Source organism: Caballeronia sp. LZ032, from assembly GCF_031451315.1.
In the GTDB taxonomy this organism is placed as follows: domain Bacteria; phylum Pseudomonadota; class Gammaproteobacteria; order Burkholderiales; family Burkholderiaceae; genus Caballeronia.
Window position 1 is genome coordinate 417,114 of record NZ_JARUXP010000004.1, and the last position, 23,342, is coordinate 440,455.

Consider the following 23,342-nt stretch of genomic DNA (forward strand, 5'->3'; position numbering starts at 1 on the left):
GCCGCCCGGCCGCTCTCTCACTCAAAACGATGCTCACTTTCCTCGTCAAGCGTCTGTTCGGCCTGCTGCCGACGCTCGTCATCGTCGCGGTGCTGGTGTTCTTCTTCGTACACATGCTGCCGGGCGATCCGGCGCGGCTCGCCGCCGGCCCCGAAGCCGACGCACAGACCGTTGCGCTGGTGCGCGCCGATCTCGGCCTCGACAAGCCGCTGCCGCAGCAACTGGTGAGCTTCTTCGGGAAGATCGTGCAGTTCGACTTCGGCACCTCGACGCGCAGCAAGCGGCCGGTGTCGACGGAAATCGCCGAGCGCTTCATGCCGACACTCTGGCTCACGCTCGCGAGCATGGTGTGGGCCGTGATCTTCGGCATGGCGATCGGGATTGTTTCGGCGGTGTGGCGCAATCGCTGGCCCGACCGGCTCGGCATGACGCTCGCCGTCTCAGGCATTTCGTTTCCGGCGTTCGCGCTCGGCATGCTGCTGATCGAGATTTTCTCGGTGAAGCTCGGCTGGCTGCCGATTGTCGGCGACGGCACCTGGAAGGGCTACGTGCTGCCGTCCATCACGCTGGGCGCGGCTGTCGCGGCGGTGATGGCGCGCTTCACGCGGGCGTCCTTCGTCGAGGTGCTGGGCGAGGACTTCGTGCGTACCGCGCGCGCGAAGGGCGTCCACGAGCCGATGGTCATCGTCAAGCACTGCCTGCGCAACGCAATGATCCCGGTCGTCACGATGATGGGCCTGCAATTCGGTTTCCTGCTCGGCGGCTCGATCGTGGTCGAGAAGGTGTTCAACTGGCCGGGGCTCGGACGGCTGCTCGTCGATGCCGTCGAGATGCGCGACTACCCGGTGATCCAGGCGGAAGTGCTGCTGTTTTCGCTCGAATTCATCGTGATCAATCTGGTCGTGGACGTGCTGTACGCCGTCATCAACCCGACCATCCGTTTCAAGTAAGTCAAGTGAGGACCGCATGAGCGCGACCGCAGAAAGCGCAGTGAATGCCGCGCAGGAGATCCGCACGCCGTGGCGCGAATTCTGGCGCAAGTTCAAACGGCAGCATGTTGCATTGATCGCGGCGGGGTTCGTGTTGCTGCTGGTGGTGATCGCGATCATCGCGCCGTATATCGCGCCCTATGATCCGGAGAACTACTTCGACTACGACGCGCTCAACGCGGGTCCTTCGGCGGCGCACTGGCTCGGCGTCGATTCGCTCGGGCGCGATATTTTGAGCCGGATCCTCGTCGGCAGCCGCATCTCGTTGACGGCAGGCTTGCTGTCGGTCGTGATCGGCGCGGTCATCGGCACCTTCTTCGGGCTGCTCGCCGGTTACTACGAAGGCTGGTGGGACCGCATCGTCATGCGCGTCGCCGACGTGCTGTTCGCGTTTCCGGGCATTCTGCTTGCCATCGGCGTCGTCGCGATTCTCGGCAACGGCATGGTGAACGTGGTGTGCGCGGTCGCGATCTTCAGCATTCCCGCGTTCGCGCGGCTGGTGCGCGGCAACACGCTCGCGCTCAAGCATCTGACTTACATCGAGGCGGCGCGGAGCATCGGCGCGTCGGACTGGACGATTCTCGCGCGGCACATCCTGCCGGGCACGATTTCATCGGTGGTCGTGTACTTCACGATGCGCATCGGCACGTCGATCATCACTGCCGCCAGCCTGTCGTTCCTCGGCCTCGGCGCGCAGCCGCCGACGCCCGAGTGGGGCGCGATGCTCAACGAAGCACGCGCCGACATGGCCATGGCGCCGCACGTCGCGATCTTCCCTAGCCTGGCCATCTTCTTCACGGTGCTCGCCTTCAACCTGCTCGGCGACGGCCTGCGCGACGCGCTCGATCCGAAGCTCGACCGGCCATGATGCAGGCACCGCATATCGGCAGGTTGCGGACCGGCGCGCACGGCAGCATCGCGGACGTCGCCGGCGTAAGCGTCGGTCATTGCACGCTCGATCAAGGCGCGATCCAGACCGGCGTCACGGTATTGCGTACCCATCCCGGCAATCCGTACCGCGCGAAGACGCCCGCCGGCGTCTGCGTCATCAATGGCTTCGGCAAGAGCATCGGACTCGTTCAGGTGGAAGAACTCGGCGTGCTGGAAACGCCCATCGCGCTGACCAACACGTTCGGCGTCGGCACGGTCGCGAATGCGCAGATTCGCGCGGCGATTCGCGCGAATCCGCGCATCGGGCGCGAGGAGCCGAGCGTCAATCCGCTCGTGCTCGAATGCAACGACAGCTATCTCAACGACTTGCAGGCGCTTGCCGTGGACGAAGCGCATTACGGCAGCGCGCGCGATGCCTGCAGCGCCACGTTCGAGCGCGGCGCAGTGGGCGCGGGGCGCGGCATGTCGTGCTTCGAACTGAAGGGCGGCATCGGCACGGCGTCGCGCGTGGCGCGCGTCGAGGCAAGCGATTACACGACCGGTGCGCTCGTGCTCGCCAATTTCGGCCGCTTGCCGCAACTGACCATCGACGGTGTGGCGCTCGGCCGCGAGTTGCACGGCGATGCGAAAGCACAGCCCGAGCAGGGCTCGATCATCATGCTCGTCGCCACCGACGCGCCGCTCGATGCGCGCCAGTTGCGGCGGCTCGCGCAGCGCGCGGCGGCGGGCCTCGCGCGCACCGGTTCGGTTTATGGACATGGCAGCGGCGACATCGCGCTGGCCTTCTCGACGGCTTATACCGTGCCACACGACGCCGCTTACGTGAACGTGCCGCCGCTGCTCGCCGACGCCGCGCTCGACCCGCTGTTCCAGGCCGCCGCCGACAGCATCGAGCAGGCCATTCTCGACGCGCTGTTCAGTGCGCAGACGGTCACCGGGCGCGACGGCCATCGGCGTGTCTCGCTCAACGAAGCTTTGCAGGCGCGATCATGAAAGTCCTTATTTCGACGGATATCGAAGGCATCGCGGGCGTGTTCCATCCGGAGCAGGTGCGCGCCGGCAACGGCGAGTACGAGCAGGCGCGCCGCTGGATGTCCCGCGAGGCCAACGCGGCCGCGCTCGGTGCGTTCGAAGGCGGCGCGACGCAGGTATGGATCAACGATTCGCATGGCGGCTTTCGCAATCTGCTGCCCGACCTGTTCGATCCGCGCGTGCGCCTCGTGCTCGGCAAGCCGCGTACGCTCGGCATGATGGCGGGTCTCGAAGCCACGCCCGATGTGGTGTTCATGATCGGCTATCACGCGCGTGCGCAAAGCCGCGGCATTCTCGCGCACACCATTAACAGCGCGGCGTTCGCGCGCGTCACGCTCGACGGCGAGGAAACCGGCGAAGCGGGCCTGTATGGCCGGCTCGCCGAGGAACGCGGCGCACGTGTCGCGCTGCTCACCGGCGACGACGTATTCGGCGCCGAAACGCTGCCGGTGTTTCCCGGCGCGCGCTTCCTGTGCGTCAAGACCGCGCACGGCTATTCGAGCGGCGTGACTGAAACGCCCACAGCCGCCTGCGAGGCGATCCAGCTCGCGGCGCGCGAGACTATCGAAGGCGCGGCTTCGCTTGATCGGATGCCCAAGCTTTCACGCGCTGAGCATCGCTGTGAACTGCGCGCGCAGAGCAGCGCCTACGCCGATCTCTTCGGCCAGTGGCCTGCGCTTGAACGCATCGATGCCGTCACGCTCGCTTTCGATGCGCCCTGCATCGAACATGTGGTGCGCACATTAAATTGCCTTTCGGCAATGTCCTTCATGTTACGTTAAGCGCCTTAACGGATCGGGTGGTCTGTCGCTAGAATGGAGCCCGCCGTAGGACTGGCTACCCTTGACGCACATCGCAGGCGACCCTCATGCACGACGTGAAGCTCGAACACAACGACGACGAAACCCTCGATCCCGCCGCGCCCCAGGTCGCGGCGCGCGGCTCGCTGTTCATCGACGGTCATGACGCCGGCAGTTGGGAACAGCGGCGCGACGGCACGTGGGCCGCGCACGTGCGGCACCGCGACGGATGGATCGTCGAGCCGAGCCGGGACGCGCTGATCGGGCGGCTTGCCGGCGCGGCATGAGTCTGCCCGCGCAGCCATCGCACCATCCAAACAACATCGAAGCGGTTCAACTGACATGTATCTGTCGATCATCGCCGTGGGAATCGGCGGCGGCCTGGGGTCGCTGCTCAGGTGGGTCTTGAGCCTGCGTCTCAACGCTGTCTTTCCGAACCTGCCGCTCGGCACGTTCGCGGCCAACGTCATCGCGGGCTACATCATCGGCGTGGCAGTCGCGGTCTTCGCGCGCTTCCCCGATATCCCGGTGGAATGGCGGCTCTTCATCATCACCGGGCTGATGGGCGGACTTTCGACGTTCTCGTCGTTTTCCGCCGAAGTGGTCGCGCATCTTCAGCAAGGACGGCTCGGCTGGGCATTCACCGAGATCGCCCTGCACGTGGGCGCCTCGCTGCTCATGACCGCGCTCGGCATCGCGACGGTCGCCGTGGCCACCTGACACGACGCGTGTCATTACCGTCGCCGTCCTCTCACACGCATCAGGTCAAACGTTTGCGCGCCGCGTCTCCACGCCGGCCGCGCATGCAGCTGACGCAATGATTTTTTTACTCTTGAAAGCAGGAAGGTAAAGATATGGCAGGGTTCCCGCTCATCGAAGTCTGGCCCTATCAGCCGAGTGACCTATCGGCGGTGATCGAGCTGTTCCAGCATTCGATCCGCGAAACAGCCTCGGCCGATTACAACCAGGCGCAAATCGACGCATGGGTGCAAGTCGATCGCGACGAATGGGAACTCGCCCGCGCGAGCCGGCCGACCTGGGTGGCGCTGGTCGATGGCGACATCGCCGGATTCGCGGATCTGGAAAAGAACGGCCTGATCGACATGATGTTCGTCCATCCGAAATATCAGCGCCAAAGCGTCGGGACCTCGCTGCTCGCGCGGATCGAGGCCGAGGCCGACGAGTGCGGCATCACCTGCCTGCACACCTATTCCAGCATCACGGCGAAGCCGTTCTTCGAATATTGCGGCTTCACGATGCTGCTGGCGCGCGCCGTGGTCGTGCGCGATGAGCGCTTCATCCAGTACGTCATGGAAAAAGTGCTTTGACTGACTGAAAATGTATAGACAACATGCGGATTCTGCTTGCCGCAGGATTGGTGGAATCCCGCATGTCCCGTGTTTCGATCTTGTCGCGGGCTCGTGCTGCGTTTAGACTTGAGCCCAACTTGTATAGACAGGACGAATCATGATGATGCTCACGCCCGGCCAGTTGACCTTGCCACAATTGCGCCGCATCGCGCGCGGCTCGGACACGCTAGAGCTCGATCCCGCGAGCTTCGGCGCCATCGATGCCAGCGCGCGCGCCGTCGCGGCGATCGCCGCAAAGGGCGATCCGGCCTACGGCATCAATACGGGCTTCGGGCGGCTCGCCAACACGCATATCCCCGCCGATCAGCTCGAACTGCTGCAGAAGAATCTGGTGCTGTCGCATGCGGTGGGCGTCGGCGAGCCAATGTCGCGTCCCGTCGTGCGCCTCCTGATGGCGCTCAAGCTGTCGAGTCTCGGGCGCGGGCATTCGGGGATCCGCCGCGAGGTCATCGAGGCGCTCGTCACGCTGTTCAACGCCGACGTCCTGCCGGTCATTCCGGTGAAGGGCTCGGTCGGCGCATCGGGCGATCTCGCGCCGCTCGCGCATATGTCGACGGCCCTGCTCGGGCTCGGCGAAGTGACGATCCGCGGCGAGCGCGCCCAGGCCGCCGACGGTCTTGCGGCCGCCGGTCTCAAGCCATTGACGCTGCAGGCGAAGGAAGGCCTCGCGCTGCTCAACGGCACGCAGGCGTCGGCGGCGCTCGCGCTGCATAACCTGTTCGCGATCGAGGACCTGTTCCGCACCGGACTGGTCGCGGGCGCGCTGTCGGTGGATGCGGCGGCGGGTTCGGTCGTGCCGTTCGATGCGCGCATTCATGAACTGCGCGGGCATCGCGGGCAGATCGAGGCGGCGTCGGCGTATCGGACGCTGCTGAAGGGCTCGGGCATCAATCTGTCGCACGCGGACTGCGAGAAGGTGCAGGACCCGTACAGCCTGCGCTGCCAGCCGCAGGTGATGGGCGCGTGTCTCGACCAGATGCGGCATGCGGCCGAAGTGCTGCTGATCGAATCGAATGCGGTCTCGGACAATCCGCTGATCTTCCCCGACACCGGGGAAGTCCTCTCGGGCGGCAACTTTCACGCGGAGCCGGTCGCCTTCGCCGCCGACAATCTCGCGCTCGCCGCCGCTGAAATCGGCGCGCTGGCGGAACGTCGCATCGCGCTGCTGATCGACGCCACGCTCTCCGGGCTGCCGCCGTTCCTGGTCCGCGACGGCGGCGTCAACTCGGGCTTCATGATCGCGCACGTGACGGCGGCGGCGCTGGCGTCGGAGAACAAGACGCTGGCCCATCCGGCATCGGTCGATTCGCTGCCGACTTCCGCCAACCAGGAAGACCACGTCTCGATGGCTACCTTCGCCGCGCGCAAGCTCGGCGATATCGCCAGCAACACGGCCAACATCCTCGCCATCGAACTGCTGGCCGCGGCGCAGGGCGTCGATCTGCGCGCGCCGCATCGCACCAGCGCGCCATTGCTCGAAGTCATGGAGACCTTGCGCGCACACGTGCCGCATTACGATCTCGACCGTTATTTCGCGCCGGACATCGCGGCGATCGCCACGCTCGTGCAGCAGGGCGCGATTGCACGGCACAGCCCGTTTGCGTTCGCGTCGGAACAGGTGGCATGAGCACGCCTGCGTATCAGGAGATCAAGGACTACATTCTCCGGCGCATCCATGTGGGCGAGTGGCGCGAGGGCGATCAGGTGCCCTCCGAGAACGAGCTCGCGCGGGAGTTCAAGGTGGCGCGCATGACCGTCAACCGTGCGCTGCGCGAGCTGACCGCCGAGCAGGTTCTCACGCGCGTGCAAGGCGCGGGCACCTTCGTCGCGCAGCCGAAATATGCGTCGACGCTCGTGGAAATCCGCAGCATCTCGGACGAGATTGCCGCGCGCGGGCATGCGTATCGTGCGCAGGTGCTGCATCTGGGGGCGTCCATCGTCGACGAACAGCTGGCCGCCGAGATGCAGCTTGCGCTCGGCAGTCCGGTGTTCCATTCGCGCGTGCTGCATCTTGAAAACGACGAGCCCGTGCAGCTCGAAGAACGTTACGTGAATCCCGTGCTTGCGCCGGAATATGCGCGTCAGGACTTTACGACGATCACGCCTAACCAGTACCTGATGAGCGCGGCGCCGTTGCAGCGCGTGGAGTATCGGATCGAGGCGTCGGTGCCGTCGGCGGAGATCCGGCTTGCGCTCGCGATGAAAGAGCACGCGCCTTGTTTGCTGCTGCACCGGCGCACCTGGTCGCGCGACGCAGTGGCGTCCGTGGCCAACCTCTGGCATCCCGGCGACCGCTATCAGTTCACCGGACACTTCTGAATTCATGATGATTCGTGCAGCTTCGCTCGTGCCGCAGCCGTGGAAGAACGGCGGCGGGATGACGCGCGAAATCGCGACGGGGCCGCAGGGCGCGTCGCTGGATGGGTTCGCGTGGCGTCTTTCGCTCGCGGATGTGGCGCTGGATGGCGCGTTCTCTTCGTTTGCGGGCGTCGATCGGGTGCTCGTGCTGCTCGATGGCGCAGGCATGCGGCTCGCGGAAGCGGGCGGTGCGATGCATGTGCTCGACCGGCCGCTGGCCATGGCGCGCTTTGCGGGCGAGACAGCGATTCAGGCGACGCTGATCGACGGTCCGACGCGCGATTTCAACGTGATGGTGCGTCGCGATCTCGCGCGCGCGACTGTCGAGGCCCTGCGGGGCACGCATGCGATCGAGTGTGGGCATGATGTGACGTTCGTCTTTTGCGTGAGCGGACAGATCGACATGGCGCTTGCCGATGGCGCTTGTCTCACGCTTCATTCAGGCGACACGATGCGGCTCGATCAACCGGCAGCGTGCATCGCGCAGGACGAGGCGGGGTGGCTGCATATCGGTATCGACTTGAATCGGGATCGCGCGAAGGCCAGTTGAAGCTGTCAGGAAGATGGCGATTGGCTGGCCTATGCGCACTGACGTTTTCGCTTCGTTGCCGCGGGATAGCGGGCAAGGTACGGCTTATTTCTTAAAAAACACATTGAAATCAATAAGATGGAGCGGGCCAGCACGACTTGGGCTGCCGTCGGCGTTCTAACCTGAAGGAACGCATTATTGCAATAAGAACAAATAAGTTTCGTTGAAATCGGGGTTTCCCCTAGGTTGCATGCCTCCTACACTGTCTTCAAGCGAAACAAATCTGAAACGACTTAATTAGCTTCCGATTCGGTTTCGATTTCAAAACAAGACAATCTGGAGGTTCATCATGATCAAGGCATTCGTTCCCGCGCTCGTCATCGCCACTGCTCTTGCTGCTCCGAGCTTCGCGTTTGCACAAAGCAATGCGCCGGTGACCCGCGCTCAAGTCCGCGCCGAACTGGTTCAACTGGAAAAGGCCGGCTACAACCCGTCGCAAGACCGCGTGAACTATCCGCAGCAACTGCAAGCAGCACAAGCCCGCGTGAACGCCGAAGACGGCCAGACGGCTTATGGCGCTTCGACCGCAGGTACCTCGCAGTCGGGTGCTGCGAACGGTGCAGCGCGCGCCAATGTGTCGATGTCGGATCGCAACTCGGTCTACTTCGGTCACTGATTCGACCCGGCGGATGCGCCGGGCCAGCAGCGTTGAAGAGCAGGTGCAGTTGATGTAGCAACTGAGGTGGCAGTTGAAGGTGAAGAAGCAGTTGACGTTGTAGTTGCAGTCTCAGAAAGCAAGAGCAGTGGCAGTACCAGCAGTATTTGCGAGAAATGCAGTAGGCAGTGAAGCATTACCGCTGCAAGCAGTAAGCATCACGCAGTACCGGAACGCCGGCCGCTACAGAGCGACCGGCGTTTTTTTTATTTCTCGACTGCGTCTGCATTGCCAGGCGACACCGCGCCGCATGCGCGAATCACGAGCCTGACCACTTCCTCCGTCTGCGCATCGAAGGCCTTGCGCGTCAGCGCACGTTTGCCCTTGAGCGCGCGGATCTGTGCATCGAAGTCGGCGTAATGCTGGGTAATCGCCCAGATCATGAACATGAAGGTATCCGCCTCGACCGGCGCGAGCAGGCCGCGCGCGACCCAGCCGTCGATCACCTTCACGCGCGTGTCGAGCCAAGGCTTCACGCGCTCGTTGAGAATGTCCTGCATGTGATGGGCGCCGTGGATGATCTCGCTCGCCCACACCTTCGAGCCGAGCGGCCTGCGTCGCGACAGCTCCATCTTCGCGCGGACATAGCCGCCAATCGCTTCCACCGGATCATCGCTGCATTCGAACGTGTCCGCCGCGCGATGCCAGTCTTCGAACAGGTCTTCGAGCACCCGGCGGTACAGCGCCAGCTTGGTCGGAAAGTAGTAATGCAGGTTGGCCTTGGGCAGGCCGGCGCGCTCGGCGATCATCGCGGTGCTCGCGCCTTCGAGTCCCTTCTCCGCAAATACCTCCTCCGCGCAGGCCAGCAACTGCGCCTCGTTGCTCTCGCGGATCTGCGCCTTGCGCCGCCGCAAGGGGGGCGTCTCGGCCTCGCTTCCGGTGATGCCGTGTGCCGCGTCGTCGTGTCTCATCGTCGATTGTCGAGCTCGTGTGTGCCGCATCGTGCCTCAATTGCGCCGTTCATGCACGCCGCGCTGCATCGCGACGAAAGCGCCGCCTGAGCCATGCCACATCGATGCTGCACAGCAATGGCATGCAAATCGCTTGGTACGCCTGCGCACGAAAGACGTTGATTTGCTTATTTTAATCGGCTACAACCTGTCCAACCGGACAGGATTCGACAAGTGCTTCGATCGAAAAGAAGCACACCGCTTGCAGCATGCATCGCAGAACAGACTTGTGCACCGCCACTGTGCGGCATGCACAAGCGCGGTTCCCACAGACGAAGGCCGATAGTAAGGAGCGCGTCGCATGAACGCTGTCACGGATTCACTTCGAGAGGCTGGTCTCGACACATCCATCAAGGTCAACGGCGAGAGACTGTGGAACAGTCTCATGACGATGGCGAAGATCGGCGCCACGCCCAAAGGCGGCGTGTGCCGCCTGGCGCTGACCGACCTCGACCGGGAAGGCCGCGATCTCATCGTTTCCTGGGCGAAGGAAGCGGGCTGCACGGTGAGCGTCGATCAGATGGGCAACGTGTTCATGCGGCGCGCCGGCCGCAACCTCGACGCCTTGCCCGTGATGACCGGCTCACACGCCGATTCGCAGCCCACCGGCGGCCGCTTTGACGGCATCTATGGCGTGCTCGGCGGACTGGAAGTGATCCGCTCGCTGAACGATCGCGGCATCGAGACCGAACATCCGATCGAAGTCGTCATCTGGACCAACGAGGAAGGCTCGCGCTTCGCCCCGGCGATGGTGGCGTCCGGCGTCTTCGCAGGCGCCTTTACGCTCGACTATGGCCTGTCGCGCAAGGACACCGACGGCAAGACGATCGGCGAGGAACTGAAGCGCATTGGCTATGCGGGCGATCAGCCATGCGGCGGGCGCAAGCTGCATGCGGCATTCGAACTGCACATCGAGCAGGGACCGATACTCGAAGCCGAAAACAAGACGATCGGCGTCGTGACCGATGCGCAGGGTCAGCGCTGGTATGAGATCACGCTGACGGGTCAGGAAGCGCACGCGGGCCCCACGCCGATGCCGCGCCGCAAGGACGCCTTGCTCGGCGCCGCGCGCGTGGTGGATCTGGTGAACCGCATCGGCCTCGACCATGCGCCGCTTGCCTGCGCGACGGTCGGCATGCTGCAGGTGCATCCGAATTCACGCAATGTGATCCCGGGTCGCGTGTTCTTCACGGTGGACTTCCGTCATCCCGACGACGCCGTGCTCGCCCGCATGGATGCGGCGCTGCGCGAAGGCGTCGAGCGCATTGCGGGCGAGATCGGCTTGCAGACCGAACTCGAGCAGATCTTCTACTACGAACCCGTCAAGTTCGATGCCGCGTGTGTCGCGTCCGTCCGCGCGGCGGCGCAGCGCTTCGGCTATTCGCATCGCGACATGGTGTCGGGCGCGGGCCACGACGCGTGCTATCTCGCGCGGGTCGCACCGACATCGATGGTGTTCGTGCCGTGCGTGGACGGCATCAGTCATAACGAAATCGAAGACGCGACGCAGGAGTGGATCGAGTCGGGCGCCAACGTGCTCCTGCACGCGATGCTCGAACGCGCGTCGGAACCCGCCTCTTAAGCAACGCTTTTGTCATCGCAAATCAATCCGTCCGCGACCCCAAACGCGGACGGAAGGCATCGTCACGCCTTCATCGAGGAACGTGTATGACCATGAAAACCATCGGCGACATTGCGACCGGACGCCTTGCACCGGAACAGCTCGCCTGCGAATTCGCGGATGTCGCGCCCTTGCTCGACGCCACCGCCGCGGCCGCTGCGGCGAGCCGCTGCTTTTACTGCTACGACGCGCCGTGCATCCAGGCCTGTCCCACGCAAATCGACATTCCCGGCTTCATTCGCAAGATCGGCAACGGCAACCTGAAGGGCGCCGCTGTGGACATTCTCTCCGCCAATCCGCTCGGCGGCATGTGTGCGCGCGTCTGCCCGACGGAGATTCTTTGCGAAGGTAGTTGCGTACGCAATCATCCGGGCGACCAGCCGGTGGCGATCGGCGCATTGCAGCGTCACGCCACCGACCGCGCAATGGCCCGGGGCGAGCCCTTGTTCGCGCGCGCGCCGGAGACGGGCCGGCGCGTGGCGGTCGTCGGCGCGGGTCCGGCGGGGCTCGCGTGCGCGTACCGGCTCGCGCTGGCGGGTCATCGCGCGGTGATCTTCGATGCGCGCGACAAACCGGGCGGCCTCAACGAATACGGCATCGCGGCGTACAAGACGGTCGAAGACTATGCGCAACGCGAGATCGAATGGCTGCATTCGATTGGCGGCATCGAGATCAGGACGGGCATGGCGCTCGGCCGCGATGTCACGCTCGACGAACTGCGCACGCAATACGACGCGGTGTTCATCGGCTTCGGGCTGGCGGGCGTGCGTGAGCTGGCGCTCGAAGGCGAGACGCTCGGCGGCGTGATGAACGCGGTGGATTTCATCGAGCAGGTGCGTCAGGCCGATGAACTCGCGAGCGTGCCGGTGGGGCGGCGTGTCGTTGTGATCGGCGGCGGCAATACGGCCGTGGATGCCTGCGTGCAGAGCCGCAAGCTCGGCGCGACCAGCGTGACGATGGCTTACCGGCGCGGCGTCGACAACATGAGCGCAACGTGGGCGGAGCGCGAGTTCGCGCAAACCAACGGCGTCACGATCGTCACGCATGCGAAGCCCGTACGGCTGCTCGGCATGGACGGTCAGGTGAGCGGCGTCGAGTTCGAACGGGATGCGGAGCGCTTCGTGATCGAGGCCGACATGGTGCTGAAGGCGATCGGTCAGACGCTCGTGCCGGTGGGCGTTGCGCGCGAACTGCTGACGCTGGATGGCGGACGCATCGTCACGGACGAGAACCGTCAGACGACCCTCGCGAAAGTCTGGGCGGGCGGCGACTGCGCGACCCATGAAGGACTCGATCTCACCGTGCAGGCCGTGCAGGACGGCAAGATCGCGGCGGCGTCCATCGATGCATCGTTCGAACTGACCGCCATCAAGGCTGCGTGAATCCCTGCGTGAATCCCTGGAAGGAATCCAACGAACATGGCTGACCTGACTTGCAACATCGCCGGCATCACTTCGCCGAATCCCTTCTGGCTGGCCTCCGCGCCGCCCACTGACAAGGCCTATAACGTCAACCGCGCCTTCGAGGCGGGCTGGGGCGGCGTGGTCTGGAAGACGCTGGGACTGGACCCGCACGTCGTCAACGTGAGTTCGCGCTACGGCGCGGTGCAATGGAACGGCCAGCGTATCGCGGGGCTGAACAACATCGAGCTGATTACCGACCGGCCGCTCGACATCAACCTGCGCGAGATCGAACAGGTGAAGCGCGACTGGCCCGATCGCGCGCTGATCGTGTCGCTGATGGTGCCGTGCAACGAACGCGACTGGAAGTGGATCCTGACGCAGGTCGAGGACACGGGCGCCGATGCGGTCGAACTGAACTTCGGCTGTCCGCACGGCATGAGCGAGCGCGGCATGGGCGCGGCTGTGGGACAGGTGCCCGAATATGTGGAGATGGTCACGCGCTGGGTGAAGGAGGGCACGAAGCTGCCGTGCCTCGTCAAGCTGACGCCCAACATCAGCGACATCCGCATGGGCTCGCGCGCCGCGTTCAAGGGCGGCGCGGACGGCGTGTCGCTGATCAACACGATCAACTCGATCGTGGCCGTCGATCTCGACGAGATGGCGCCGATGCCCACCGTCGATGGCCGCGGCACGCACGGCGGCTACTGCGGCCCGGCCGTGAAGCCGATCGCGCTGAACATGGTCGCGGAAATCGCACGGGATCCGGAGACGCCGAACCTGCCGATCTCGGGCATCGGCGGTATCTCGTCGTGGCGCGACGCGGCCGAGTTCATGGTGCTGGGCGCGGGCAGCGTGCAGGTCTGCACGGCGGCGATGCACTACGGCTTTCGCATCGTCAGCGATCTCGCGGATGGCCTCTCGAACTGGATGGACGAAAAAGGCTATGCGACGCTCGACGACATTCGCGGCCGCGCCGTGCCCAACGTCACCGACTGGAAATACCTCAACCTCAAGTACGACATCAAGGCGCGCATCGATCAGGACAAGTGCATTCAGTGCGGGCTGTGTCATATCGCGTGCGAGGACACATCGCATCAGGCCATTCTTGCGCAGAAGGACGGCAAGCGTCATTTCGAAGTGGTCGATGCGGAATGTGTCGGCTGCAACCTGTGCATGCATGTGTGCCCGGTCGAGCAGTGCATCACGATGGAACGCGTCGATGCCGGCGAGTACGCGAACTGGACCACGCACCCGAACAATCCGGCGCGCGTGACCGACGAAGAGTCCGTGAAGGCAGCTTGAGCGAGGCTTAGCGTTCCGCATCCATCGTTTCCTGGACACATCAACCGGAGTGCATCGGATGAAGCAGACAGCGCACGACGTCGAGGCCAGCAGCCTGTACAACGACGATCTCGCGCCCACCGGCCCCGCGCAGCGAACCTGGAAGTGGTATCACTTCGCGGCGCTGTGGGTCGGCATGGTGATGAACATCGCGTCGTACATGCTCGCGGCAGGTCTCACGGAGCAGGGCATGTCGCCGTGGCAGGCGGTGCTGACCGTGCTGCTCGGCAACCTGATCGTGCTCGCGCCGATGCTGTTGATCGGCCATGCGGGCGCGAAGCACGGCATTCCTTATGCGGTGCTCGTGCGTTCGTCGTTCGGCACGCAGGGCGCGAAGCTGCCCGCTCTGCTGCGGGCGGTGGTCGCGTGCGGCTGGTACGGCATCCAGACCTGGCTGGGCGGCAGCGCGATCTACACGCTGTTGAACATCCTCACCGGCAACGCGCTGCACGGCGCCGCGCTGCCGCTCATCGACATCTCGCTCGGACAGCTGGCGTGCTTCCTTGTGTTCTGGGCCTTGCAGCTGTACTTCATCTGGCATGGCACGGATTCGATCCGCTGGCTCGAAAGCTGGTCGGCGCCGATCAAGGTCGTGATGTGCATCGCGCTCGTGTGGTGGGCGACTTCGAAGGCGGGCGGACTGGGTTCGATGCTGTCGGCGCCGTCGCAGTTCGCGGCGGGCGGCAAGAAGAAAGGGTTGTTCTGGGCGACCTTCTGGCCGGGACTCACGGCGATGGTCGGCTTCTGGGCGACGCTCGCGCTCAACATTCCCGACTTCACGCGTTTCGCCCGCACGCAGCGTGATCAGGTGATCGGCCAGTCGATCGGACTGCCCGTGCCGATGGCCTTGCTCTCCGTGATCTCGGTGGTCGTGACCTCGGCGACGGTCGTGATCTACGGCCACGCCATCTGGGACCCGATCGACCTGACGAGCCGCATGACGGGCATCGGCGTGGGTGTCGCGCTGCTGATTCTCACGCTCGATACCATGTGCTGCAATCTCGCGGCCAATCTCGTCGGACCGGCCTATGACTTTTCGAGCCTGTGGCCGAAGGGCATTTCGTACCGGGCGGGCGGCATGATCACGGCGACCATCGCCATCGTGATGATGCCGTGGAAGATCCTCGCGACCACGCAGGGCTATATCTTCACCTGGCTGGTCGGCTATTCGGCCTTGCTCGGACCGGTGGCGGGCATCCTGATGGTCGATTACTTCCTGATTCGCGGCACGCGGCTCGATCAGCGCGAACTCTTCGACGAGCACGGCCAGTACTCGTATAGCAACGGCTGGAACGTGGCCGCCGTGGTTGCGTTGCTGGTCGGCGTGCTGCCCAACTTGCCGGGCTTCCTGCACACCGCGTTTCCAGCCTCGTTCCCGGGTGTACCGGCTTTCTTCAATACGCTCTACACGTATGCGTGGTTCGTGGGCCTCGTGCTGGCGGCGCTGGTCTATGGATCGTGGATGAAACTGCGCGGCTCGCCGCGCGCCGGCGTACTCAGCGCCTGAACGGCTCATTATCGGATTGCTTTCTGGAGGACGACTCATGCCTATCCTGATTCGCGGCGGTACCATCATCGATGCGGACCGCACCTGGCGCGCCGACGTGCTGTGCGCGGACCGGCAGGCCGGCGGCGCGATACTCGCCATCGGCACGGATCTCGACGCGCCCGCCGGCACGCAGACGGTCGATGCGGGCGGGCAGTACGTGATGCCCGGCGGCATCGATCCGCATACGCACATGGAACTGCCCTTCATGGGCACGACCGCCAGCGACGACTTCTACACCGGCACGGCGGCGGGTTTGTCGGGCGGCACGACGAGCATCATCGACTTCGTGATTCCGAGCCCGAAACAGCCGCTGATGGACGCGTTCAAGGAGTGGCGCGGCTGGGCCGAGAAGGCGTCGGCGGATTATGGCTTTCACGTCGCGGTGACGTGGTGGGACGAGTCCGTGCACCGCGACATGGGTTTGCTCGTGCAGGAACACGGGGTGTCGAGCTTCAAGCATTTCATGGCGTACAAGAACGCCATCATGGCCGACGACGAAGTGCTGGTGAACAGCTTCACCCGCTCGCTCGAACTCGGCGCGTTGCCGACGGTGCATGCCGAGAACGGCGAACTCGTATTCCAGCTGCAGAAGCAGTTGCTGGCCAAGGGCTTTCGCGGACCGGAGGCGCATCCGCTGTCGCGTCCGCCGGAAGTGGAGGGTGAGGCCGCCAACCGCGCGATCCGCATTGCGCAGGTGCTCGGCGTGCCGCTGTACATCGTGCATGTGTCGGCGAAGGATGCCGTCGAGGTCATCGCTAAGGCGCGCAACGACGGCCTGCGCGTGTTTGGCGAAGTGCTGCCGGGACATCTGGTGATCGATGAATCCGTTTATCGCGATCCGGACTGGACGCGTGCCGCCGCGCACGTGATGAGCCCGCCGTTCCGGTCGGCCGAACATCGCGAGGCCTTGTGGCGCGGCTTGCAATCGGGCCAATTGCACACCACGGCGACGGATCATTGCGTGTTCTGCGCGTCGCAGAAGGCGATGGGCCGCGAGGACTTCACGCGCATTCCAAACGGCTGCGGCGGCGTGGAAGACCGGATGTCGGTGCTGTGGCACCACGGCGTCAACATGGGCCGCCTGACGCCGAACGAATTCGTGCGCGTGACCTCGACCAATGCGGCGCAGATCTTCAATCTGTATCCGCGCAAGGGCGCGGTGCAGGTGGGGGCGGACGCGGATCTGGTCGTCTGGGATCCAAACGCGACGCGCACCATCTCCGTGAAGACGCATCATCAGAACGTGGACTTCAATGTCTTCGAGGGGATGACGGTACAGGGCGTCGCGACCAGCACGCTTTCGCGGGGCGCGCTCGTCTGGACGGACGGCGAGTTGCGCGCGGAGCGCGGCGCGGGGCAGTATCTGAAGCGTCCGCCGAATGGGTCTTACTTCGAGGCGGCTCGGGTGGCGAACCGGCTGAAGGAGCCGCATCCGGTGGAGCGGGTCTGAGGCAGCCGCTGCGTGGCGTGGCTGTTTTTGCAGATGCGGTTTCACGCTCTTTCACGCGCTCGCAAGCATAATCCGGCAGGCTGGTGACTTTCTCACACTGCCGGATCATGCCGATGAAGATTGTTCAGGGAATGGGGCGCCTTGTGGCGCTGTGCGGCGTCGCAGTTGCGCTCGCGTTGCCGCTCGCATGCGTGGCGAACCCGAACGCATTGTGGGACATCGTCCACGATTATTGCGAGCCGGCCGCCGAAGGCGCGCCGGTGAAGCAGAAGTGCGCAGACGTAAATCTGCCGGAAGGTTATGCGGTGCTGAAGGATCTTGTGGGCGTCGCGCAATATCTGCTGATTCCGACGGCGCGCGTCTCCGGTATCGAAAGTCCCGCGCTGCTGGCACCGGATTCACCCAATTACTTTCGCGATGCCTGGAACGCGCGCGGGTACGTCGACCGCAAGCTGCATCGCACCTTGCCGCGCGATGAAGTGTCGCTTGCGATCAACTCCGCGAGCGGGCGCACGCAGAATCAATTGCATATCCATATCGATTGCCTCGCCGCCGATGTCGCGCAAACGCTGCGTGAGGTCGGGCCGCGTATTGGCACGGAATGGGCGCCGCTGCCGGTGCGGTTGCGGGGGCACGTCTACAGCGCGATGCGCATCGACGACGCTGATTTGTCGCACACGGATCCGTTCAAGCTGCTCGCGCCGTATGCCGCGCAACGCGGACAGACGATGGGCCAGCAGACGCTGCTGCTGGTGGGCGCGGTGCGCGGCGACGGGACGGCTGCTTTCTATCTGCTCAACGATCATGTGCAGGCGGGCGACTGGGCTTCGTCGGAGGAGCTTCAGGATCACACGTGCTCGCTGGCCGATCGGTCTATAGAGAAACCCTGAGGGTCGCAGAAGAATGAAGTGACGCGGGATCTCGCGAGGATTCGTATCAGGCGGTTGCGAATTCGGAGATTTCGCGGGTTGTTACTTCATCTTCCGGGAACCACAATGAATGCATTCGGATATCACGTTTGACCCGTTGAAGGACGCGATCAACTGTACCGTAACCTGGCTAAAAGAAAGAGTAATGGAACAGAAACGAACACCTAAAGTTTTCATCTATCCCACGGACGAAGAAGACGAAGCAATCAACCGCGGCATAGCGTTGGACCCAGACACCTGGGAGTTGACCGACGAAGTTTTCAAGCGCCTCAAGCCCTACGCCATTTATGAGGAGGAGCGCCGGAGGGCTGGTCAGCGGTAGTGACGTGGGTTACCGTGACCGCGCCGCACTCTATCGTCTTCAAAGCGTTGTTTGCGGCGCGTGAAATAACGCGATCAAATCCTGGAAGCCTGTCCGCAGGCGTGTGCTTCGCATGGTTTGCGCGGAAGATTCAAGTCGCGGCGCGTGATCGGTCTGCGCCGCGCAAACGCTAGAAGGATCGAAAAGTATGCGAAGGAAGCTTAGCGAAATCATCCGCCCAACGCCCGAGGAAAACGAGGAAATCAACCGAGGCATAGGATTAGACCCGGACACCTGGGAACTGACCGACGAAGAGCTCAAACAACTCAAGCCCTACGCCATCTATGAGGAGGAACGCCGAAAGGCAGGTGACCGATAGCGCGATGCATAGCCGCAACCCGCCGCGCGTCACTAGCCCTTGGGCCATCACGTGCGGCGCGCGACCCATCAATCAAACCCTTGAAACACCGCATCGTCCGGGCCAATAGAAACAGGCGACTTCCACGCGGCATCGCGCATCGAATGACGCACCTGATGTTCGACGCCCAGCAGCACCGCGAAAATCGCCATGCGCACCGCAATGCCGTTATCGGTCTGCCGGAAGATCGCGAGGCGCGAGTCGTGGTTCAGGTCCGTCGCGAGATCATTCGCGCCCGGCCGGCTGTCGCGCGGCAGCGGATGCATGATGAGCGTGTCGCGGCCGCATACCGCATCGACGAGTGCCTGATTGATCTGGAAGTCGGGCGTATAGCCTTCGATGGACTCATCGGCGAATCGCTCTTTTTGAATGCGCGTCGCATACACCACGTCCGCGCCAGCCAGCCCGGCGCGCAAATCGCTGGTCTGTTCGATCACATGATCGTTGCGTGCAAGACGGTCGATGATATGCGCCGGCATCTCCAGCGACCCCGGCGAGACGAGCGTGAATTTGAGCCCCTTGTAGAGCGAGAGCAGCTTGGCGAGGGAATGCACGGTGCGGCCGTACTTGAGATCGCCGACCATCGCGATATGCGCGCCATCGACTATCTTGCCGAGCCGCGAGAACTCGCGCTGGATCGTATAGAGATCGAGCAGCGCCTGGCTCGGATGTTCTCCCGGTCCGTCGCCGGCATTGATGACGGGAATGTTCGTCGCGCGCGCGAACTCGGCGACCGAGCCCTGTTCCGGATGCCGCACGACAATCGCGTCCGCGTAACCGCTGATCACGCGGCTCGTATCGTAGATCGATTCGCCCTTGGCCATCGACGAAAACGTGAAGCCCGTGGTATCGCAGACCGAGCCGCCCAGCCGCGCGAACGCCGCGCCGAAACTCACGCGCGTACGCGTGCTGGCCTCGAAAAACAGATTGGCCAGCACCGCACCTTCGAGAACCCGCGTGATCTTTTTGCGACGCGCGATGGGCTGCATCATGTCGGCCGTGCGGAACAGCGCCTCGGCCGATTCGCGCGAGAACTGGTCGATGGACAGCAATTGCGGCCGTCCCTCGAACTCGATGTCCGAATGTGCGCTTTGCGTATATTCGCCGTTCTGCGGCATGCTGCTGAGAATCTCGGCGACGTAGCGTGCTGCGATTTCCGGCATCGCGCGGGATTCCGGCGACTCGTCCGGCAGGAGCCAGGTGTCCAGCGCGCGCCGCGTCACGCCAATGCGTCCGGCAAAAGCATCGCGGGTCATGTTCAGACGGCGCATGGCGTCGCGAAGAATGGTCTGCTGCTGAAGATGGGACATGGCGCTGCTCCAAAATATACGCGGTGCGTATAGTAGATCACTCGCCAATCAGATGCAACACCAGTTCGCGCTGATGCTCCGCCGTGCGGTGCTCGAAGACGTAGATGCCTTGCCACGTGCCCAGGACCATGCGTCCGGCCTCGACGGGAATCGAAAGCTGCACGGTCGTCAGCGCCGTGCGCAGATGCGCCGGCATGTCGTCGGGGCCCTCGGCGTCATGCACGTAGCGGCCGGGCGCCTCGGGAGCAACGGTTTCGAAGTAGCGCTCCAGATCCACGCGCACGTCCGGATCGGCGTTTTCCTGGATCAGCAGCGAAGCCGACGTATGCCGGCAGAACAGTGTCAGCAAGCCGGTGCGGATGTCCTGAAGGTCGATCCAGCGGTCGATATCGCGGGTGACTTCGTGCAGGCCACGCGAGCCTGTCGCGACCGTCAGATGGTGCAGTGCCTGTTTCATGTCGGTCTCGGTGCGAAAAGTGCGTCGGGATGTTCAGTGTATCGGCTTGAACGCAAGCGGTTCGTGCCGGGGCAATGAACTATGCTGTTCGAATCCCGGCTCGATGAAGGGCGTCACGATGTGCGCAGCGCTCCCCAGCTCAAGAACGCTCCCGCGCGTACGCACGGTGCTGGCCGTCGCGCTGATCGTGTCCACGTTCGCCCACGCCGACGAAGCCCGTGAAAACCGCGGCCACGATCCTTTCATTCAGGTGTCGAGCGCGCTGCCCGGTTGCACCGCACCGCCTGGACCGTTCGAGACCGAGCAGGAGTGGCTGGACGAGGCGCACTACCGCATCGAGCGCGGCAATAGCTGCTGGCTCGCGGGCCGTTGCCGTCTCTCGAACAGCTACGACTACGACCAGGAGATCGCGGCGAGTGTGACGCGGCGCCTCAACGCGCTGAATGCGTCGTTCCAGTGGCGCGAGAAGACCACGCTGTGGCTGACCATCCAGCGTCGCTTCATTTACGTCGATGGCTGCGTCCCGCGCGATTTCGACAAAAGCCGTTTTATCTCGGCACTCGGCGAGACGGCCGATGTCGACAAGGTCATCGACCGGATCACGGTTCGGCAGTGAACGCGCGGCGCATCCGTTTGCTCTAAGCTTGAAGCGAAGACAACACGGCAACATGAGGAGGACCGCAGCGGCGTGCGCGCTGGCGGTGTCAGCCCATGACGAAGAAACTCGTTGACTGCATGCGGACCTGCGTCCGGCTGTGGCTGGTCGCGCTGGTTGCGTTGGTCGTGACGGCGTCCGCACACGCGGCGCCGGCGCCGGTCGTCGTGATTCCGCTGAAGGGGGCCATCGGCCCGGCGAGCGCCGATTTCGTCGTGCGCGCGCTGGCTCGTGCCGCCGCCGGGCATGCACAGCTCGCGGTGCTGCAACTGGACACACCCGGCGGCCTCGACCTGTCGATGCGCTCGATCATCCAGGCCATGCTCGCGTCGCCGGTGCCGGTGGCCGTGTTCATCGCACCGAGCGGCGCACGCGCCGCGAGCGCCGGCACCTACATCGCCTATGCCAGCCATATCGCGGCGATGGCGCCCGGCACGACGCTCGGCGCGGCGTCGCCGGTGCAGCTCGGCATCGGCGGCACGGGAGGCGAGCCGTCGCGCGCGGGCAAGGAAGCATCGGCAGCGGATTCCAAAACAGATTCCCAATCGACGGAAACCCGCAAGCAAATGCAGGACGCCGCTGCCTATATTCGCGGCCTCGCCCAGCTGCGCGGGCGCAATGCGCAATGGGCGGAACGCGCCGTGCGCGAGGCCGTGGCGCTCTCGGCGGACGAGGCTCTCGCCCAGCACGTGGTCGACCTGAACGCCGCCGATATCCCCGATCTGCTCACGAAGCTCGACGGCCGCCACGTTCGAACCGTCGCCGGAGAACATGTGCTCGCCACACGCGGCGCGTCCGTCGAGACGCTGGAACCGGACTGGCGCAGCCGCTTTCTCGCGACCATCACGGACCCGAGCGTCGCGCTCATTCTGATGATGATCGGCCTCTACGGCCTGTTCTTCGAGTTCGCCAATCCGGGCATGGTGCTGCCGGGCGTTGCGGGCGCGATCTGTCTGCTCATCGGACTGTTTGCGCTGCAACTCCTGCCGGTCAGCTATGTCGGACTGGGACTCGTCGTGTTCGGCCTCGGCTGCCTGATCGCCGAGATGTTCCTGCCGACCTTCGGCGCGCTCGGGATCGGCGGCATTGTCGCTTTTGCCATCGGCGCGCTGATGCTGATCGATACCGATGTCCCCGGCTTCGGCATTCCGTTGGGTCTCGTGATCGGCCTTGCGCTCTTTACGGCGTTGTTCGTGTTCGTCGTGGGCGGCGTCGCGTTGAAAGCGCGCAGGCGGCCGGTCGTGAGCGGCGCGGAGGCGATGACCGGCAGCATCGGCGTGATGCTGCCGAGCGACGGCGCAGCGCCCGGCAGCGGCTGGGCGCGCGTACACGGCGAGCGCTGGCGCGTGCGCACCGGCGACGCGCAGGCGCTGCCGGCCGAAGGCGCGCGCGTACGCGTGATCTCACGCCAGGGACTGACGCTGACGGTCGAAGCGCTTGAAGCGCACGAAGCGATCAAAGCCGGTCATCCATGAACACCTTTACAGCGAGGCTCGCGAAATGGGGCTTACCTTCGGTTTCAGCGGCATTCTGATTGCCCTTGTCGTCTTTATCCTGGCGTCGGCGGTGCGCATCTTCCGCGAGTACGAGCGCGGCGTCGTCTTCATGCTCGGGCGCTTCTGGAAGGTCAAGGGGCCGGGCCTCGTGCTGATCATTCCCGTGGTGCAGCAGGTCGTGCGCATGGACTTGCGCACCGTGGTGTTCGACGTGCCGCCGCAGGACGTCATCACGCGCGACAACGTCTCCGTGAAGGTGAATGCGGTGGTGTACTTCCGGGTCGTCGATCCGGAGAAGGCAGTGATCCAGGTTGCGCGCTTTCTTGACGCAACGAGTCAACTCGCGCAAACCACGTTGCGCGCGATTCTCGGCAAGCACGAACTGGATGAACTGCTGTCCGAGCGCGAGCGTCTCAATGCCGACATCCAGCGCGTGCTCGATTCGCAGACCGACGCGTGGGGCATCAAGGTATCGAACGTGGAGATCAAGGACGTCGACATCAACGAGACGATGATCCGCGCGATCGCCCGGCAGGCCGAGGCCGAACGCGAGCGCCGCGCGAAGATCATCCATGCGGAAGGCGAACTGCAGGCCTCCGAGAAGCTGTTGCAGGCGGCGCAGATGCTCGCGCAGGCGCCGCAGGCGATGCAACTGCGTTATCTCCAGACACTGACGACGATCGCCGGCGACAAGAATTCGACGATCGTCTTTCCGGTGCCGGTCGATCTCGTCAGCGCGATCGTCGACCGCTTCACCGGCAAGAACAACGCGCCCTGA

General features: G+C 64.2%; 24 protein-coding genes. 21 read left to right on the forward strand and 3 right to left on the reverse strand.

The annotated features are described in order from the left end of the window. Positions 1–29: 29 nt before the first annotated feature. From gsiC to QCE69_RS29710, 11 genes are all read left to right on the forward strand, one after another. Positions 30–950, forward strand: coding sequence for a glutathione ABC transporter permease GsiC (gsiC, locus tag QCE69_RS29660; RefSeq protein WP_309819598.1), 921 nt, complete (start codon positions 30–32; stop codon positions 948–950). Between the two features lie 16 nt (positions 951–966). Next, on the forward strand, positions 967–1,857 hold the full coding sequence (gene gsiD / locus QCE69_RS29665; protein ID WP_309819600.1) for a glutathione ABC transporter permease GsiD: 891 nt from the start codon (positions 967–969) through the stop codon (positions 1,855–1,857). Further along, positions 1,854–2,873, forward strand: coding sequence for a P1 family peptidase (locus QCE69_RS29670; RefSeq protein ID WP_309934521.1), 1,020 nt, complete (start codon positions 1,854–1,856; stop codon positions 2,871–2,873). Before gsiD ends, QCE69_RS29670 begins: the two co-directional genes overlap by 4 nt. Then, positions 2,870–3,694: a M55 family metallopeptidase gene (locus tag QCE69_RS29675; RefSeq protein ID WP_309925874.1), complete on the forward strand. Its 825-nt coding sequence runs from the start codon at positions 2,870–2,872 to the stop codon at positions 3,692–3,694. The genes QCE69_RS29670 and QCE69_RS29675 overlap by 4 nt, the downstream gene beginning before the upstream one ends. 86 nt (positions 3,695–3,780) lie before the next feature. After that, positions 3,781–3,999, forward strand: coding sequence for a hypothetical protein (locus QCE69_RS29680; protein ID WP_309925876.1), 219 nt, complete (start codon positions 3,781–3,783; stop codon positions 3,997–3,999). Between the two features lie 55 nt (positions 4,000–4,054). After that, the gene (gene crcB, locus QCE69_RS29685; RefSeq protein WP_309925878.1) at positions 4,055–4,432 is read left to right on the forward strand and encodes a fluoride efflux transporter CrcB; all 378 of its coding nucleotides are present in this window, start codon (positions 4,055–4,057) and stop codon (positions 4,430–4,432) included. Between the two features lie 134 nt (positions 4,433–4,566). Further along, complete coding sequence (locus tag QCE69_RS29690) at positions 4,567–5,040, forward strand: GNAT family N-acetyltransferase (RefSeq protein ID WP_309925879.1); 474 nt, start codon at positions 4,567–4,569, stop codon at positions 5,038–5,040. Between the two features lie 139 nt (positions 5,041–5,179). After that, positions 5,180–6,709: a histidine ammonia-lyase gene (hutH, locus tag QCE69_RS29695; RefSeq protein WP_309934523.1), complete on the forward strand. Its 1,530-nt coding sequence runs from the start codon at positions 5,180–5,182 to the stop codon at positions 6,707–6,709. Next, positions 6,706–7,401 carry a histidine utilization repressor gene (gene hutC, locus QCE69_RS29700; protein WP_309925882.1) on the forward strand — a complete coding sequence of 232 codons (696 nt, stop codon included), beginning with the start codon at positions 6,706–6,708 and terminating at the stop codon, positions 7,399–7,401. The genes hutH and hutC overlap by 4 nt, the downstream gene beginning before the upstream one ends. Positions 7,402–7,408: 7 nt before the next feature. Then, entirely contained in the window at positions 7,409–7,990 is a 582-nt protein-coding gene (locus QCE69_RS29705; protein WP_309935407.1) for a HutD family protein, read from the forward strand. A 331-nt stretch (positions 7,991–8,321) separates the two neighbouring features. Beyond that, positions 8,322–8,645 (forward strand): DUF4148 domain-containing protein, encoded by a 324-nt coding sequence (locus tag QCE69_RS29710; protein ID WP_309927490.1) that lies wholly within the window; start codon positions 8,322–8,324, stop codon positions 8,643–8,645. A 245-nt stretch (positions 8,646–8,890) separates the two neighbouring features. Here the strand turns inward: QCE69_RS29710 and QCE69_RS29715 are convergent, their stop codons facing one another. Further along, positions 8,891–9,595 (reverse strand): TetR/AcrR family transcriptional regulator, encoded by a 705-nt coding sequence (locus QCE69_RS29715; RefSeq protein WP_404987555.1) that lies wholly within the window; start codon positions 9,593–9,595, stop codon positions 8,891–8,893. 340 nt (positions 9,596–9,935) lie between these two features. On the opposite strand from QCE69_RS29715, the gene QCE69_RS29720 reads away from it, so the two are divergent. The 7 genes from QCE69_RS29720 to QCE69_RS29750 all read left to right on the forward strand — a co-directional run bounded on the left by QCE69_RS29720 (position 9,936) and on the right by QCE69_RS29750 (position 18,249). Beyond that, positions 9,936–11,216, forward strand: coding sequence for a Zn-dependent hydrolase (locus QCE69_RS29720; RefSeq protein WP_309934525.1), 1,281 nt, complete (start codon positions 9,936–9,938; stop codon positions 11,214–11,216). Between the two features lie 86 nt (positions 11,217–11,302). Beyond that, the gene (locus tag QCE69_RS29725) at positions 11,303–12,637 is read left to right on the forward strand and encodes an NAD(P)-dependent oxidoreductase (protein WP_309925887.1); all 1,335 of its coding nucleotides are present in this window, start codon (positions 11,303–11,305) and stop codon (positions 12,635–12,637) included. A gap of 36 nt (positions 12,638–12,673) precedes the next feature. After that, a complete protein-coding gene (gene preA / locus QCE69_RS29730) occupies positions 12,674–13,960 on the forward strand; it encodes an NAD-dependent dihydropyrimidine dehydrogenase subunit PreA (RefSeq protein ID WP_309934527.1) in 1,287 nt (428 codons plus the stop codon). A 58-nt stretch (positions 13,961–14,018) separates the two neighbouring features. After that, entirely contained in the window at positions 14,019–15,506 is a 1,488-nt protein-coding gene (locus QCE69_RS29735) for an NCS1 family nucleobase:cation symporter-1 (protein ID WP_309934530.1), read from the forward strand. Between the two features lie 37 nt (positions 15,507–15,543). Beyond that, positions 15,544–16,998 carry a dihydropyrimidinase gene (hydA, locus tag QCE69_RS29740; RefSeq protein ID WP_309925893.1) on the forward strand — a complete coding sequence of 485 codons (1,455 nt, stop codon included), beginning with the start codon at positions 15,544–15,546 and terminating at the stop codon, positions 16,996–16,998. Positions 16,999–17,111: 113 nt separating this feature from the next. Then, positions 17,112–17,888, forward strand: a complete 777-nt coding sequence (locus QCE69_RS29745; RefSeq protein WP_309934531.1) for a CDP-diacylglycerol diphosphatase — start codon at positions 17,112–17,114, stop codon at positions 17,886–17,888. Positions 17,889–17,997: 109 nt separating this feature from the next. Then, positions 17,998–18,249 carry a hypothetical protein gene (locus tag QCE69_RS29750; protein WP_309935450.1) on the forward strand — a complete coding sequence of 84 codons (252 nt, stop codon included), beginning with the start codon at positions 17,998–18,000 and terminating at the stop codon, positions 18,247–18,249. Between the two features lie 426 nt (positions 18,250–18,675). Here QCE69_RS29750 and QCE69_RS29755 read toward each other — a convergent pair whose 3' ends face one another. Together QCE69_RS29755 and QCE69_RS29760 are read right to left on the reverse strand one after the other, a co-directional pair. After that, on the reverse strand, positions 18,676–19,956 hold the full coding sequence (locus QCE69_RS29755) for an aspartate carbamoyltransferase (RefSeq protein WP_309925898.1): 1,281 nt from the start codon (positions 19,954–19,956) through the stop codon (positions 18,676–18,678). A 37-nt stretch (positions 19,957–19,993) separates the two neighbouring features. Further along, a complete protein-coding gene (locus tag QCE69_RS29760; protein ID WP_309837700.1) occupies positions 19,994–20,413 on the reverse strand; it encodes a secondary thiamine-phosphate synthase enzyme YjbQ in 420 nt (139 codons plus the stop codon). 103 nt (positions 20,414–20,516) lie between these two features. On the opposite strand from QCE69_RS29760, the gene QCE69_RS29765 reads away from it, so the two are divergent. From QCE69_RS29765 to QCE69_RS29775, 3 genes are all read left to right on the forward strand, one after another. Beyond that, positions 20,517–21,029, forward strand: a complete 513-nt coding sequence (locus QCE69_RS29765) for a BON domain-containing protein (RefSeq protein WP_309934532.1) — start codon at positions 20,517–20,519, stop codon at positions 21,027–21,029. Positions 21,030–21,124: 95 nt separating this feature from the next. Then, complete coding sequence (locus QCE69_RS29770) at positions 21,125–22,543, forward strand: NfeD family protein (RefSeq protein ID WP_409021247.1); 1,419 nt, start codon at positions 21,125–21,127, stop codon at positions 22,541–22,543. 25 nt (positions 22,544–22,568) lie between these two features. Beyond that, positions 22,569–23,342, forward strand: coding sequence for a slipin family protein (locus QCE69_RS29775; protein ID WP_309925901.1), 774 nt, complete (start codon positions 22,569–22,571; stop codon positions 23,340–23,342).